Origin of the sequence: Shimia sp. FJ5, assembly GCF_032918335.1 — a bacterium.
GTDB classification, from domain to species: domain Bacteria; phylum Pseudomonadota; class Alphaproteobacteria; order Rhodobacterales; family Rhodobacteraceae; genus Shimia; species Shimia aestuarii_A.
On the sequence record NZ_JAWJUV010000001.1, the window covers coordinates 948,392 to 963,137 of the forward strand.

At 61.7% G+C, this 14,746-nt stretch carries 12 protein-coding genes; 8 read left to right on the forward strand and 4 right to left on the reverse strand.

Translation table 11 applies throughout. From position 1 onward, the window contains the following. Positions 1 to 59 precede the first annotated feature (59 nt). A complete protein-coding gene (locus R1W01_RS04830) occupies positions 60 to 2,321 on the forward strand; it encodes a sensor histidine kinase NtrY-like (protein WP_297756020.1) in 2,262 nt (753 codons plus the stop codon). Next, the gene (locus R1W01_RS04835; RefSeq protein ID WP_297756019.1) at positions 2,314 to 3,720 is read left to right on the forward strand and encodes a sigma-54-dependent transcriptional regulator; all 1,407 of its coding nucleotides are present in this window, start codon (positions 2,314 to 2,316) and stop codon (positions 3,718 to 3,720) included. The genes R1W01_RS04830 and R1W01_RS04835 overlap by 8 nt, the downstream gene beginning before the upstream one ends. Before the next feature lie 2 nt (positions 3,721 to 3,722). Here R1W01_RS04835 and R1W01_RS04840 read toward each other — a convergent pair whose 3' ends face one another. Further along, the gene (locus R1W01_RS04840; protein WP_243613762.1) at positions 3,723 to 4,187 is read right to left on the reverse strand and encodes a hypothetical protein; all 465 of its coding nucleotides are present in this window, start codon (positions 4,185 to 4,187) and stop codon (positions 3,723 to 3,725) included. Between the two features lie 144 nt (positions 4,188 to 4,331). On the opposite strand from R1W01_RS04840, the gene trkA reads away from it, so the two are divergent. The 4 genes from trkA (at position 4,332) to hflX (ending at position 8,874) form a co-directional block, all read left to right on the forward strand. Then, the gene (trkA, locus tag R1W01_RS04845; RefSeq protein WP_243613761.1) at positions 4,332 to 5,708 is read left to right on the forward strand and encodes a Trk system potassium transporter TrkA; all 1,377 of its coding nucleotides are present in this window, start codon (positions 4,332 to 4,334) and stop codon (positions 5,706 to 5,708) included. 7 nt (positions 5,709 to 5,715) lie between these two features. After that, positions 5,716 to 7,233 (forward strand): TrkH family potassium uptake protein, encoded by a 1,518-nt coding sequence (locus tag R1W01_RS04850; RefSeq protein WP_297756018.1) that lies wholly within the window; start codon positions 5,716 to 5,718, stop codon positions 7,231 to 7,233. A gap of 130 nt (positions 7,234 to 7,363) precedes the next feature. Next, entirely contained in the window at positions 7,364 to 7,603 is a 240-nt protein-coding gene (gene hfq, locus R1W01_RS04855; RefSeq protein WP_008204623.1) for an RNA chaperone Hfq, read from the forward strand. After that, positions 7,603 to 8,874 carry a GTPase HflX gene (gene hflX, locus R1W01_RS04860; protein WP_297756017.1) on the forward strand — a complete coding sequence of 424 codons (1,272 nt, stop codon included), beginning with the start codon at positions 7,603 to 7,605 and terminating at the stop codon, positions 8,872 to 8,874. Before hfq ends, hflX begins: the two co-directional genes overlap by 1 nt. A 58-nt stretch (positions 8,875 to 8,932) precedes the next feature. On the opposite strand, the gene R1W01_RS04865 is transcribed toward hflX, so the two are convergent. After that, the gene (locus R1W01_RS04865) at positions 8,933 to 11,395 is read right to left on the reverse strand and encodes a penicillin acylase family protein (protein WP_297756016.1); all 2,463 of its coding nucleotides are present in this window, start codon (positions 11,393 to 11,395) and stop codon (positions 8,933 to 8,935) included. A gap of 81 nt (positions 11,396 to 11,476) precedes the next feature. Between R1W01_RS04865 and R1W01_RS04870 the strand changes: the two genes are divergently transcribed. Then, a complete protein-coding gene (locus R1W01_RS04870) occupies positions 11,477 to 12,349 on the forward strand; it encodes an NAD(P)-dependent oxidoreductase (RefSeq protein WP_243613757.1) in 873 nt (290 codons plus the stop codon). Positions 12,350 to 12,421: 72 nt separating this feature from the next. On the opposite strand, the gene R1W01_RS04875 is transcribed toward R1W01_RS04870, so the two are convergent. Both R1W01_RS04875 and hemB read right to left on the reverse strand, forming a co-directional pair. Further along, positions 12,422 to 12,985 carry a YSC84-related protein gene (locus tag R1W01_RS04875; RefSeq protein ID WP_411028142.1) on the reverse strand — a complete coding sequence of 188 codons (564 nt, stop codon included), beginning with the start codon at positions 12,983 to 12,985 and terminating at the stop codon, positions 12,422 to 12,424. A gap of 113 nt (positions 12,986 to 13,098) precedes the next feature. Then, positions 13,099 to 14,100: a porphobilinogen synthase gene (gene hemB / locus R1W01_RS04880; protein WP_243613755.1), complete on the reverse strand. Its 1,002-nt coding sequence runs from the start codon at positions 14,098 to 14,100 to the stop codon at positions 13,099 to 13,101. Between the two features lie 115 nt (positions 14,101 to 14,215). Here hemB and R1W01_RS04885 point away from each other — a divergent pair, with 115 nt between their 5' ends. After that, positions 14,216 to 14,740 (forward strand): component of SufBCD complex, encoded by a 525-nt coding sequence (locus R1W01_RS04885; protein ID WP_243613754.1) that lies wholly within the window; start codon positions 14,216 to 14,218, stop codon positions 14,738 to 14,740. The last annotated feature ends 6 nt before the right edge of the window (positions 14,741 to 14,746 follow it).

Genomic DNA, 14,746 nt, shown 5'->3' on the forward strand with positions numbered 1-14,746 from the left:
CGGGGATAAAACGGCGGTATGCCGCGATTTTGGCGGCCATCAAGCAATTGGGGTGTCGGGTGAGCTCCCGGACAAGAACGAGCCATTGGACGCGGCTGACGCGTTTGCGCCGCCAGCGGCGGGTGCAGAACATCGCGACGCTTGGGCTCGTGCTGCTTGGCCCGTGCCTTGCGCTTGCGACCTTCCTTGTGCTTGGGCCAATGAACCGGGGATCGTCTTCTGGGGCGCTGCGGCTCGTCCTGATGCTCGACCTTGTGTATGTGCTTGCCGTGGCGGCGCTCGTGGCGCAGCGGGTGGCACGGATGATCGCCTCGCGCCGAGCGCAATCGGTCGGCTCTCGCCTGCACCTGCGGCTTACGGGGGCGTTCGCGCTTCTGGCGCTGGTGCCGACGGTCACTGTTGCCGTGTTTGCAGGGCTGACGGTCAATATCGGGCTTGAGGGCTGGTTCTCGGAGCGGGTCAGCCGGGTTGTCGGCAACTCGGTTTCGGCGGCGCAGGCCTATGAACAGGAACACGTGCGCGACCTGACGACGGATGCGGAGGTTCTGGCGGATTTCCTCAATCGGCAACGGCAATCGTCCTTCTTCCTGACCTCGGGGGATATTCGCGTCCTCCTGTCGAGCGGACAGGGTCAGATTCAGCGCGGTCTAAAAGAGGCTTATGTGATTGATGGCACGGGAGAGATTCGGGCCCGGGGCGCGAATTCCTACCTGTTCCATTTCGAGCGACCGACCGAGGAGCAGATTGCGGCGGCCAATGCGGGCGAAACGCTTGTTATTCGCGACTGGGACACCAATGAGCTGCGCGCGCTTGTGCGGCTCGAAGCCTTCGTGGACCGGCTCTTGTATGTCAGTCGTGAAGTGGACGGCAGCATCTTTTCGCTTTTGGATGAGACGCGGGAAACGGCGAAACTCTATACCCAGCTTGAGGAAGAGCGCGGGCGGGTCTTGTTCGAGTTCGGGCTTGTATACCTTGGCTTTGCGGTGATCCTGATCCTTGCGGCGATCTGGATGGGGATGTGGTTTGCCGAGCGGTTGGCACGACCGGTTGGGCGGCTCACCGGAGCCGCGCAGAGGGTCGGTTCGGGCGATCTTGACGTGCGGGTGGTCGAAGAAGATGGCGACGACGAGATTGCCATGCTGGGCCGCTACTTCAACCAGATGACCCGACAGCTTAAGGGCCAGCGTGAGGCGCTGTTGCAGAACACGCGTCAGATCGAACGGCGGCGCAGGCTGTTTGACTCGGTCTTGTCTTCGGTGACTTCGGGTGTCGTTGGCCTTGACCCGGATGGGCGGGTCTCGTTCGTCAACCGGTCGGCTGAGCGGCTTCTGGATTGGTCGGACGATCATCAGGCGATGGCGATCACGGTGGCTGTGCCGGAGTTCGGACCGATGTTTGAGCGTCTTGTTGAAGATGCGGCGGAAACCGTGCAGGGCGAGGTTCGGGTGAGCCGAGCAGGGCGCATCGAGAACCTTCTCGTGCGGATGGCGACACGCCGTGGCGAGGATGGCAAGCTTGAGGGCTATGTGCTTGCCTTTGACGATGTGACCGACCTTGTCACTGCACAGCGTATGGCGGCCTGGGGCGACGTGGCGCGGCGGATCGCGCATGAGATCAAGAACCCGCTGACACCGATCCAGCTTTCGGCTGAGCGGATCAAGCGCAAGTTCAGCGCCCGCGTGGGCGACGAGGGCGAGAAGCTTGAGCAGATGACCGATGTGATCGTGCGCCAGACCAATGACCTGCGCCGGATCGTGGACGAGTTTTCGAAGTTCGCGCGCATGCCAGAGCCGGATCGGCGGCATGGCGATGTGGTCGAGACACTGCGCGGGTGCGTGCTCTTGCAGGAGGCAGGGCAACCGGATGTGACGTTCGAGACCGATATCGTCGCGGGCCCGCTTCCGGCGGAATATGATGAGACGATGATCTCGCAGGCGCTCACGAATTTGATTAAGAACGCCGGGGAGGCTATTGAAAGCCTTCAGGAAAAAGGCGCACCAGAAGGCCACCGCCCCGAGATCCATATCTCATGTGAGGCGCGGGATGAGGCGGCGGTGATCCGTATTGCCGACAATGGTATCGGCCTGCCGGAAGATCGGGCGCGGCTTTTTGAGCCTTACGTGACGACACGCGACAAGGGGACGGGCCTTGGCCTTCCGATCGTGAAGAAAATTATCGAAGAACATGGTGGCAGCCTCTCGCTTGAAGATGCGCCGCTGTTTGGCGGGACGGATCGTCCCGGAGCCATGGCCGTTGTGTGCCTGCCGCTTGAAGCAGGTGTGGCCGGAGCAGATGTTGAGACAGGTGACAGAGATGAGTGATATTCTAATTGTGGACGACGAGCGCGATATCCGGGAGCTGATCTCGGATATTCTCGAGGATGAAGGCTATACCACGCGGCTGGCGGGGAATTCCGATCAGGCGATGAAGGAAGTCGAAAGCGCGCAGCCTGCGCTTCTGATCCTCGATATCTGGCTCAAAGACAGCAATATGGATGGCATCGACATCCTCAAGACGGTGAAACGGGACTATCCGGATGTGCCGGTCGTCATCATCTCGGGGCATGGCAACATCGAGATCGCAGTCGCGGCGATCAAACAGGGCGCGTATGATTTCATCGAGAAGCCGTTCAATATCGATCAGCTTCTGGTGGTGATCCGGCGTGCGATGGAAACGTCGCGTCTGCGCCGCGAGAACCAGGAGTTGCGCCGTCAGGATAGCAAACCGGGCGAGATGATCGGCGAAAGCGCGGCCTTCCGCACCCTGATCGGGCAGCTCGACAAGGTGACGAAATCCAATGGTCGGGTGATGCTCAGCGGGCCTGCGGGCGTCGGCAAGGAGGCGGCAGCGCGCTATATTCATGCGCAGTCCAACCGTGCCAGCGCGCCGTTCGTGAGCGTCAATTGTGCGGGCGTGGAGCCGGATCGCGTCGAGGAGATGCTGTTTGGACGCGAAAGCAGCGAGCGCGGCGTGGAGCCGGGGCTTCTTGAGCAGGCCAATGGTGGCGTGGTCTATCTCGACGAGGTGGCCGATATGCCAGAAGGCGCGCAGACGCGTATCCTTCGGGTGCTTGTCGATCAACAATTTCAACGGGTTGGCGGCAGCGACAAGGTGCGGGTCGATCTTCGGGTGATCTCGTCCACGAACCGCAATCTCGAGGCGGAAATCGAGGCGGGGCGGTTCCGGCAGGAGCTTTTCCATCGTCTCAACGTGGTGCCGATCGCGGTGCCGTCGCTTGAGGAGCGGCGCGAGGATATCCCGCTCTTGGCAGAGCATTTCCTTGGCGTGTTGCACGAGGACCAAGGCTTGCCGCTGCGCGAGATGAGCAGTGAGGCGGAGGCCTTGATGCAGACCATGTCCTGGCCGGGCAACGTGCGCCAGCTTAAGAACCTGATCGAACGGGTGTTGATCCTTGGCGATGGGTCTGGGCCGATCGAGAGCCGAGAGTTGCCGGGCGAGAGCGGCGAACAGGTCGAAAGCGACCGTGTGGTGCTCTCTGGGGCGTTGGCGACCCTGCCGCTGCGCGAGGCGCGTGAGGCGTTCGAGCGGGAGTACCTCCTGACCCAGATCAACCGCTTTGGCGGCAATATCAGCCGTACCGCCAATTTCGTCGGCATGGAGCGTAGCGCGCTTCACCGCAAGCTAAAGTCGCTTGGGGTTGTGACGACTTCCAAGGCAGGGGCGCGGGTTGCCCGTGTCGAGGCGACGGAAGAGGAATAAGCCTAGAGAGGTTTGTCGAGGTCGATCAGCAGCCGTTTGCCATCGCGGCGCACGGCGCAGATTGAGCCGTCGAGCGGTGGTGTCTTGGCCAGTGGCCGGAAGGCGCGGCCGTCGATCTGTTCATCGGTACAATAGGGAATCGAGACACGATCATAGCCTGCCTCGGCCATGCAGAGTGCCTTGGCGCGGGCCCGACGGCCTTCGTTGATGTCGATATACTCGGTGCGCCAGTAGAGCAGAACCGGCGGCGCGCCGGGTTTCGGCGGCGGACCATAGACAGGATGGTTTTCGACGATGATGCGCGGCGGCACGTCGATGTCGGCCTGTCTTGCGCAGGCGAGATCGTCCTTGGAAATTGCCTCCATCGTCGTGCCGGTCTTGTAGTAGGTGTTCATATTGACACACGCCCCGGCGAGGCCGAGGAGAGCGCAGAAGAAGACGGGTTTGGCACGAATGGCGCGGGGCATGGGGGGCATTCCTTTTCGAGGACTAGGAAACGACAAGGCGCGCGTGGCGTCAATGGCTTGTCGCGCAGGCCTGCGGCATCGGTAGTATTTGACCTTGGCCGCGACCTCTGGCATCCAAAACCCTGACAGCCCGAGAGGTATCCCATGAAGGTCATTATCTGTGGCGCCGGACAGGTCGGATGGCAGATCGCCCGCCATCTATCCGGGGAAAAGAACGATGTGACAGTGGTCGACAACAACCCTGATCTTGTGCGGCGGGCGACGGATACGCTTGATGTGCAGGGGATTTCGGGCTTTGCAAGCTACCCGGATGTGCTCGACAAGGCGGGCGCGCGCGATGCCGACATGATCATTGCCGCGACCTATTCCGACGAGGTCAACATGGTGACCTGTCAGGTGGCGCATTCGGTCTTTGCCATTCCGCGCAAGATCGCACGGTTGCGCAGCCAATCCTATCTCGATGCGATCTATTCCGATCTCTACCGGCGCGATCACATGCCAATTGATGTTGTGATCAGCCCCGAGCTTGAGGTGGCCGAGGCGGCAATCAAGCGGCTTGCGACGCCCGCGGCGTTCGATACGGAGAGTTTCCTCGACAACAAGGTGCAGATGCTTGGGCTGAAGCTCGACGAGGATTGTCCTGTCGTCAACACGGCGCTGCGCCAGTTGTCGGACCTGTTTTCGACCCTGCGGGCGGTGGTCGTCGGGGTGCGCCGGAACGGCACGCTTTTTGCCCCTGAACCGGAGGATCAGCTTTTCGTCGGTGACGAAATCTATGTCTTCACCGCCAGCGAAGACACCAGCCGCACGATGGAGGTGTTTGGCAAGACGCAGAAGAAACAGGACCGCGTGCTTCTCGTGGGCGGCGGCAATGTCGGGCTTATGGTGGCGCAGCGCCTTGAGGCGCATACCACACGCATTCGCGCCAAGGTCATCGAGCGCAACCGCAAGATCGCGGAACGCGCGGCAGAGGCGTTGGAGCGCACCATTGTCCTGCATGGCGACGGTCTCGACTCTGAGATGCTCGCCGAGGCCGGTGTCGACCGGGCGGACGCGGTTCTTGCGGTGACGGATGACGATAAGGTCAACCTGCTGACGGCGGTGCGGGCCAAGGCGCGGGGCTGTCCGATGGCGATCACGCTGATCAACGATCCGACCCTTGTGCCGCTTATGTCGCCGCTCGGAATCGATGCCTATATCAACCCGCGCGCCACCACGGTGAGTTCGATCCTGCGCCATATCCGGCATGGGCGGGTGCGCGACGTCTATTCCATCGGAGATGCCGAGGCCGAGATCATCGAGGCGGAGGTTCTGTCGACCTCGCCCATCTCTGGCAAACAGGTGCGTGACATTGATTTCCCGGAAGGCGTTTTGATCGGGTCGATCCGCAAGGGCGATAAAATCCTCAAGCCGACCGGTGGCACGCGGATCGAAGAGGGCGATGTGATCGCCGTTTTCGCACTGGCGGCGGATGTGCCCGAAGTGGAGCGCCTGTTCCAGGTCTCCATCGACTTCTTCTAGGCCGGTCATGCTGTCGTCGCTGTCACGCTTGCCACTGTTCCTCTTGCTCTTCGGGCTATCGGGGATCGTCATGTATGTGCCGGCGATCTATGCCGGGGTGCTTCATGATCTGCACGAGGCGCGTAGCTTTTTCTATTCCGGCACGCTTGTTCTTTTTGTCTTTGGGCTGATCGCGCTGGCCATGAGCCACACCCGCGAGGCGCCGCGCAGCGTCGATCATCTGGTGGCGTTGTTCCTCGCATTTACAGTGCTGCCAGCGGTTCTTGCCTTGCCGTTTTACGAGGGGCTGGCGACGACGACCTATGTCAACGCCTATTTCGAGATGGTGTCCTCGCTGACCACGACGGGGGCGACGCTCTATGACAACCCAGACCGGCTCTCGCCGTCGCTGCACCTTTGGCGCGGGATCGTGGCTTGGTTCGGCGGGTTGTTGATGTGGATTGCCGCGGTGGCGATCTTCTCGCCCTTGAACCTTGGCGGTTTTGAGGTCACAGCGCAGGCCGATCCGGGCACCGATGAGACACAGCACGGGCCGCGCATCATCGCCGACCCGCGCAAGCGTCTTGCGCGCGCGGCCAAAGCGCTGATCCCGATCTATGCGGGGCTGACGTTGGTGCTCTGGGTGCTTTTGATGATCATGGGGTCGCAGGCGCTTGGCGGGTTGATGCACGCCATGGCGGTGCTTTCGACGAGCGGCATATCGCCTGTGGGCGGGCTTGAGAACGCACAGGCGGGGATCGGCGGCGAGGTGATGCTTTTTGCCTTCATGGTCTTTGCCCTGTCACGCAGCACCTTCTCCAACGAGACAGGCGCCGTGCGGCGCGATGCGTTTTGGCGCGACTATGAGTTCCGTCTCGGGGTGCTGATCGTTGTGCTTGTGCCGTGCTTCCTTTTCCTGCGGCATTTCCTTGGCGCGTATGAATTCGAAGACAGCCAGAATATCGGAGCGGCGCTTCGGGCCGCGTGGGGGGCGGTGTTCACGGTGATGAGTTTCTTGACCACCACCGGATTTGAGAGCACCGATTGGCAGGCCGCGCAGGAATGGTCGGGCCTGTCGACGCCGGGGATCATCCTGATGGGGCTTGCCATTGTCGGCGGTGGCGTGGCCACCACGGCAGGCGGCGTCAAGCTTCTCCGGGTCTATGCGCTCTATCTTCAGGGATATGGCGAGATACAGAGGCTTGTGCATCCGTCGGTCGTTGTTGGGCGGCGGTCGGACGCGCGGCGCATCCGGCGCAAGGGGGCGCAGATCGCTTGGGTGGTTTTCATGCTGTTCGCGATCTCCATCGCCGTGGTGAGCGCGGTGCTTGCCTTCCTCGGTGTCGGGTTTGAAGATGCGTTTGTCCTGACCATTGCGGCGCTGACGACAACGGGGCCTTTGATCTCTGTGGCGGCGGAATCGCCCATCGAGCTTGCGGCGCAAAGCGACGCGGTGAAGCTTGTTCTGGCGGCGACGATGGTGGTGGCCCGCCTTGAAACATTGGCGATTGTGGCGCTCATGTCGCCAGAGCTCTGGCAAAAATGACACGCCCCGAGGGTAAGATTTGCCGCTAATTCCACTTTTGGGGCTGGAAACTCGGCGAATCGCACTCCATACTTGAAGCGCTTTGACGCAAAAACCGACGCACCCAACGATAAACAAAGGCAAAAACGTAATGGCATCGGATCGACAAAATCTCCAAGACGCATTTCTGAACCACGTCCGCAAGACCAAGGTTCCGGTGACGATTTTCCTCATCAACGGGGTCAAACTGCAGGGTGTGATCACCTGGTTTGACAATTTCTGCGTGCTGCTGCGTCGCGATGGCCAGAGCCAGCTTGTCTACAAGCATGCGATCTCGACCATCATGCCGGCCCAGCCGATCAGCCTCTATGAAGGTGAAGACGCCTCTTGATGGAGCATGACCGCCCGGTGACGCGCGCCTGGGTTCTGCATCCCGACATCACCGGCTCCGATCAACGTCGGGAGGCGGTGCACGCGCTGGAAGAAGCGGTTTCTCTTGCCGTGGCGCTGCCCGATCTCGAAGTGATCGGATCAAATGCCGTGCGCCTGCCAAAGCCGCATCCGGGGATGCTTTTCGGGTCGGGCAAGATCGAAGAAATCAAGGCTGTGCTCAAGGCCAACGAGATCGACCTCGTGTTGATCGACGGGCCTGTGACGCCAGTTCAACAACGCAACCTCGAGAAGGCCTGGGGAGTGAAGCTCCTCGACCGGACGGGGCTTATCCTTGAGATTTTCTCGGACCGGGCGCGCACGCGCGAGGGGGTGTTGCAGGTCGAGATGGCGGCGCTGTCCTATCAGCGCACGCGGCTTGTCCGCGCCTGGACCCACCTTGAGCGCCAGCGCGGTGGGCTCGGGTTTGTGGGCGGCCCCGGCGAGACGCAGATCGAGGCCGACCGACGCGCCATTGATGACCAACTCGTGCGGTTGCGTCGTCAGCTGGCCAAGGTCGTGAAAACGCGCGAGTTGCACCGCAAGGCGCGTGCCAAGGTGCCGTTCCCGATTGTCGCGCTTGTCGGATATACCAACGCCGGAAAATCGACTCTGTTCAACCGGGTGACGGGCGCGGATGTCATGGCCAAGGACATGCTTTTTGCAACGCTCGACCCGACGATGCGTGCGGTGCAGATTCCGGACGGGCCGGAGGTGATCTTGTCGGACACGGTTGGGTTTATTTCGGACCTGCCAACAGAGCTTGTCGCGGCGTTCCGGGCGACATTGGAAGAGGTGTTGTCGGCGGATCTGATCCTGCATGTGCGCGATATCGCCCACCCGGAGACGGATATTCAGGCGGCGGATGTGAATGACATCATGGGCTCTCTGGGAGTCAATGAGGCCACGCCGCAGATCGAGGTCTGGAACAAGATCGACCTTCTTGAGCCGGACCGGCAAGAGGCGATGCGCACCCGTGCAGGCCGTGACGATGCGATTTTTGCGGTGTCGGCGCTCACCGGTGAGGGGCTGGAGGCGCTGTTCGCGGCGATTGCAGGGACGCTTGATGCCGAGCGTAGCCTTGCCGAGATCACGCTCGATTTCGCCGATGGCAAGAAGCGCGCCTGGCTCTTTAAGGAGGGCGTCGTTGAGGAAGAACAGCAGGACGAGGAGGGGTTCCACCTGACTGTCCGTTGGACCGCACGTCAGGCACGGACCTTCGAAACCCTCTGAGCGGGGCAAGGTTTCTTGAGAACCCTTGCACACGCGATTTCGAAAGCGCTTGTCCGCGTTATTTTGGCAAAAGTGTCGTCACACCGACCGAAGCCGCACGTGCCAGTGCCGGATCAAGTGACATGGGCACGTATTCTCCCCGCCGCCAGAGTTGGGCCATGTCGTCGTAGAAGCGCGACAGGAAATGCCCCGATTGCCCGGTCGACAGGATAAAGAGCGAGCTATTGGGATCGGCGAAGTCATAGACACCGCGATAGCCTGCGGCATGGACATTGAGGAACGGGTCCGGGTCGGTGCCATTGGTGCGGCCGCGCTGAAGCGTGTTGTCACCGCCGCTCGTCGATTGGCGGATGTTCACGAAATGGCGCAAGAGCGGCAGTTCGCCCAGCACCTGATGGTCATGGGTGGCTTGGTGCGCATCGCCCCAGCGCAGGGATTCGATCTGGTTGCCATAGCGCTCGTCGATCCAGATCAGCGCGTCATCAAGGGCCAGGCGGGCCATGTCGGTGCAGCTTTCGACCGGCGCGCTTTGGATCACGTCGCACCAGCTTGAGGCATTGTCTACGTCGCGGAAGACGCGTTCGATGAAGAGCGGTTCTACATGCAGGAATTCCTCGGCCAAGGGGCCGAGATCGTCTTGGATCAGACGTTTTTGCAGGGCGCGCATCCATGCGGCATAGAGGAGCGGCTCGGGTAGGTGTTCGTTCATCTCGCCGTTCCATTCAGCGAGCAGGGCAAGGGCGCGTTGGCGTTGGCGTTCGGGCGTGCCGTCGGGGGCCGCATCACCGGTGAACCAGAGGTTTGCCCCAACAAGCGGTAGCAGCGCGCGGGCAGAGTAGCTCACGGTGTCGAGCTGGGCTTCGACAAAGCTATCGCGGGTGTGCACTTCACGGCCCTGCATGAGCCGTTGCCAGCGTTGGATGCGCTGGCTGTCGCCCCAATGATAGGAGACATGCAGCGGGAAGGGTCGGTCGACGATCTTGTTGTTGGTATTGCCGACGATGCCTCCTCGCGGTGCAAGGAACTGTGGGTTGGAGGCATAAGGTAAACGGCCGCGCCAACGGTTCTCGGCGCGCCATCCGAGCGACGGCAGGCGGCCCATGCTTTGATGGGCATCGTCGCGTCGTGGCATGGCGCCGATGGTCTTGAGCGCGATGGTGTCGCGGTCGGCGAGCGTCAGGTTCTGCGAGGGCGCGAGGTAGGGTTCGGCGGCGGCGATCGCGTCTTCGACATTGCCCGCATACATCAGGTTGATTGCGGCGCTCATCGAGGTGTCACGCGCCGAGAGCGCGGTCCATCCAAGCGCCGCGACATGGCCCTTGGGGGTGATGGTGCCAAGGTCGAACTGGCTTCCGGGCAGAACCGGGCCGTTGTCCGTCCAACGTAGGGTCAGCGTCAGGGGCGCGGCGTCTTTCACCGTGACGATGGATTTGCGGGTCACGAAGGGTTTGAAGCCGGAGGGCGTCCGGTATTCCTCGGGGTTGTCGGGGTTCACCTCTTCGATGAACACGTCCTGATCGTCGAGATAGGACGAGGTCAGCCCCCAGCCGAGCGTGTCGGTGCGGCCCGCGAGAACCGCGGGCATGCCGGGGATTGTCCCGCCGATGACGCCGCCGTGGTCCAGATCAAGTCGGGCGAGATACCAGATTGCGGGCGCGGAGAGGCCGAGGTGCGGATCGTTGGCCAAGAGCGTGCCACCGGTGGCAGAGCGGTTGGCCGCTGCCGCCCAAGCGTTTGAGGCGCCGGCCAGCCCGCGTCTTGGCAGAGGCGAGAGAGGGGTGTCGATCTGCGGCTCGGAGGCGGCATAGCGCGGTGCGCCGGGGACCAGAGAGGCATAATCCGACAGTGCTGCGACCCCGGTTCCAGGTGCGTTGGGGAGGATGTCGGAGAGGCGGGCCTCGTCGGGCAGAAGCAGGGACACGCGCGCGCGCAGCACTTCTTCGGACAGGTGCCCGGAGAGTTGCAGCGCCATGAGTTTCTGGATGGCGATGGAATCGGCGGGTTGCCACGGTGCAATGGCCGACGGGAAGAGGAACATCTCTGGCGCACCACGCCCAAGGGAATCGCGGTTGATCTCGTCGATGCGGGCATTGACGCCGCGCGCATAGGCCCGCAGCACCGCAAGCGCGCGGTCATCCTGCGCCTGCACGGATTGCACCGAGAGCGGGTAGATATCGAGGCGACGCAAAAGCGTATCGATCTTGAGCGTAGAGGTGCCGAAAAGCTCCGACAGGCGCCCCTGTGCCGTGCGGCGCAGCGTGACCATCTGCCAGAGGCGGTCTTGTGCATGGACATAGCCAAGCGCAAAGAAGGCGTCCTCGTCGGCTTCGGCAAAGATATGCGGCACGTTGGCATTGTCGCGCACGATCTCGACCGGGGCAGAGAGGCCGGGGGTCGTGAGTGTCTTGTCATAGGTCGGCAGGGACCGGGAGGCGAGGTAATAGACCAGCCCCACGGCAAGGGCCGCGAGAATAAGAAGCGCACCAGCGAGGCGCACCAGCCATTGAAACAGGTTGCTCATGTCGATTCCCGGATTTCGTCTTGCCATCTCTGTCTTGGGGCAGGACAAAGACTATGACAAGAACTTGGGGAGGGAAACCAAATGGCAAAAGTCGCATTTCTCGGTCTGGGCGTGATGGGATACCCGATGGCGGGACATCTACAGGCCAAGGGCCACGAGGTCACCGTCTATAACCGCACGAGCGCCAAGGCCGAGGCATGGGTCAAGGAACATGGCGGGGCGATGGCCCTCACGCCGAAGGACGCAGCATCGGGCGCGGAATTCGTCATGACCTGTGTCGGCAATGATGACGATCTGCGCATGGTCTGTGCAGGCGCGGATGGCGCATTTGAGGGGATGGGCGAGGGCGCGATCCTCGTCGATCACACCACGGTTTCGGCCAAGGTCACGGCCGAGCTTTACGAGGCGGGCAAGGCCAAAGGCATCGCCTTTGTCGATGCGCCGATCTCGGGCGGGCAGGCGGGGGCCGAGAATGGCATCCTATCCATCATGTGCGGCGGTGATACGGCGGCCTATGATGCGGCAGAGCCGGTGATGCAGGCCTATGGCCGCACGATCAAGCGCCTTGGCGAGAGCGGCGCAGGGCAGCTCACCAAGATGGTCAACCAGATCTGTATCGCGGGCCTTGTGCAGGGGCTCTCGGAGGGGCTTCATTTTGCCGAGAAGGCAGGGCTTGATATCCGCGCGGTCGTGGATGTGATCCAAGGCGGTGCTGCCGGGAGTTGGCAGATGGTCAACCGGCACGAGACAATGGCCGACGATCATTTCGAGCATGGCTTTGCCGTTGACTGGATGCGCAAGGATCTTGGAATTTGCCTTTCGACGGCAGATGAGACGGGGGCGAGCCTGCCGGTGACGGCGCTGGTCGATCAGTTCTATAAAGACGTGCAAAAGCTTGGCGGTGGGCGTTGGGATACCTCGAGCCTTATCAAGCGGTTGCGCGAGATGGGCTAGGACCGCGAGGCCTTGGAAACGAAGAACGGCGCCCCGCGAGGCGCCGTTTTGCATTGAGGCCTTGCGCCGCGATCAGGGGATGATGCGGTTATATTTCACGCCTTCAAGCGTTGCGCCGAGGTGCAGGCCTGCCTGACCAAAGATCACCGCGATGACCGGAGCGAGCACGGTGGTGGTGTCGGCCTTGAGGATGCCGCCTTCGTCTGAGACCACATATTTGAGGTCTGCCCCGGCGGCCCAGCCGCTCGAGCGACGGAATTCCGAGAGCGACCCTTCGGTCATGAAGAAAAGCACGTGGGCATATTGCTGGGCCCCGATCTGAAGGCCGAAGCTGCCTTTGGTGGCCGAGTAGTAATCGACGGTGATGTCATCGACACGCAGCGCCCCACGGCCATATCCACCGCCAAAGCCAAAGCCCGCCTCGGTCACGACAGGCATGACCAGCATACCGACCGATTTATCGGCGAGATCCCGCGAGTTGGGGTAGTTGGAATAGAGGTAGTTCAGCGTGTTGTCGACGCGGGCGTCGATCTCTTGCGCGCCGTTGCTTCCGACACCATTGCCGCAGGCGGCGGTGGTGAGACCCAGACCGGCGAGACCGGCGAGGGTAAAATTGCGTCTGTTCATGTGTGTCATGCTAAGCCTGTTCACTGATGCTGCTCGGGTTTGCCGGTTTTTCCGGCTTCTTGCGCGCGAGTATACGTGCAGCGCCGCGCGCTGTCACTAGCAACACGCGTCTGTTCGGCGGGTTACTGCTTGGCCAGTTTGCGCGCCACGGCGGGGGCAAAGTAGGTCAGGATACCGTCACAGCCCGCGCGTTTGAAGCACAAGAGGCTTTCCATCATCGCCTTGTCGCCGTCGATCCAGCCATTCTGGGCCGCGCCCGCGATCATCGCGTATTCGCCAGAGACCTGATAGGCATAGGTCGGCACGCCAAAGCGGTCTTTCACGCGGCGGCAGATGTCGAGATAGGGCATGCCGGGTTTGACCATGACCATATCCGCGCCCTCATCAAGATCGCGCCCCACGAGGCGCAGGGCCTCGTCGGAATTGCCGGGGTCCATCTGATAGGTGCTCTTGTCGCCCTTGAGCGCCCCCGAGGCGCCAACCGCGTCACGGAAGGGGCCATAGAAGGCCGAGGCATATTTGGCGGCGTAAGAGAGGATCATGACGTTGGAATGCCCGCCCGCTTCGAGCGCCTCGCGAATGGCGCCGATACGGCCGTCCATCATGTCGGAGGGGCCGATGATATCCGCGCCGGCTTCGGCCTGACTCATCGCTTGTTTCACAAGGGCCTCGACGGTTTCGTCATTGAGGATTTCACCGTCGCGTACAAACCCGTCATGGCCGTTGATGTTATAGGGGTCGAGCGCCACGTCGGTCATCACTGCGATCTCGGGCACGGCGGCCTTGATTGCACGGGTGGCACGGTTGGACAGGTTGTCGGGGTTCCACGCCTCGGCGCAATCGGCGGTCTTGAGCGCGGGGTCGGTATAGGGAAAGAGGCAGATCGCCGGGATGCCAAGATCGGCGGCTTCGCGGGCGGCCTCGACGATCTTGTCGACCGAGCGGCGCACCACGCCGGGCATGGAGGCCACGGGTTCCTCGACCCCTTCACCGTCACGCACAAAGACCGGCCAGATCAGATCTTCTACGCTCAGCGTATTCTCGCGCACGAGTCCACGCAGAGCAGCGGATTGACGGGTGCGGCGCAGGCGTGCGGCGGGGAAAGCGGCTGGCGAATGGCTCATAATCGTCCTCATCTTGGCGTCTGAAACAGGTGCCATGGATTTTCTGCTTTCTCAAGGCTAGGAATTGCCGAAAAGCCGCGCTATGTCAGGGCGCAGTTTGATAGAGGCCGTAGATTTGAACTGGCATCAACTTGTTTTCGAAGTCATCGACATGCGCAGCTTTTCGAACCTTTGGTTCTGGATTGCGCTTGCCGTGATGTGGTCCTCGGCAAGTCATTGGGTGCTTGGTGTGCCGTATGACATGGTTCTGCGGGCCAAGCGCGCGGGTGGGCAAACCGAGATTGATCTCGAGGACATGGTGCGTATCAATACCAACCGCCTTCTCTATATCGGTCGGGTGTCGGGGCTCTGGCTCTTGTCCTTTGCCTGTTTCCTGCTCACCGGGCTTGCGGTGACGGGGTTCATCTTTGGGATCGAGTTTGCACAAGCGGTGTTCCTTTTGCTGTTCCCGATGTCGCTCGTCGGGATGATCAGCCTCTCGACGGCGTCGCGTATTCAACAGGAAGAGGCCAGCGGCGAGCTTTTGCGCAAACGCCTCACCCGGCACAGACTCTACGTGCAACTCATTGGCATGGCGTCTATTTTCGTCACGTCCCTATGGGGCATGTACATGAACTTCCATTCTTCGCCCTTCGGTTGATCCGAC